This is a genomic window from Bradyrhizobium jicamae (genome assembly GCF_001440395.1).
GTDB lineage: Bacteria > Pseudomonadota > Alphaproteobacteria > Rhizobiales > Xanthobacteraceae > Bradyrhizobium > Bradyrhizobium jicamae.
Genome location: NZ_LLXZ01000213.1, coordinates 7,406 through 7,791 on the forward strand (window position 1 = coordinate 7,406; position 386 = coordinate 7,791).

General features: G+C 57.8%; 1 protein-coding gene. It reads right to left on the minus strand.

Going from position 1 to position 386, the window contains the following annotated elements; translation table 11 throughout:
- A partial coding sequence (locus CQ12_RS36920) for a phage tail protein (RefSeq protein ID WP_245310313.1) occupies positions 1 to 386 on the minus strand: 386 nt, incomplete at both ends.

Sequence of the window (386 nt, forward strand, 5' to 3'; positions counted from 1 at the left end):
GGTGCTCAGCGCGATCGCCTGTTGACCGCCGCTTCCTCCAAGATCAGTCGAGTTGAAGGTCAAGCCGCTAATGCGAATGCCGCCTGGATCTCGCATGACAGGGACACGGCCTGTCAGATCCGGAAGATTGAACGTCGTGCTGCCATCCCCCGCTCCATAGGTCGTGCCCATCACGCCAAACAAGGTGATGTAGGTAGTCCGGGAAATCGCCTGGCCCACAGGAAACGCGAACGAGCTATTCGGCGCCGTAAGGCCAAAGTACAGCATCCCTGCTCCTACGGGCACATTGTACGGATTACCGAAGAAGCCGTGGATCGTGAATTCGCCGTTCACGCTGTTATAGACGGCGGTATAAGGAGTGCCGGCGAGAAGAACACCAGCACCAA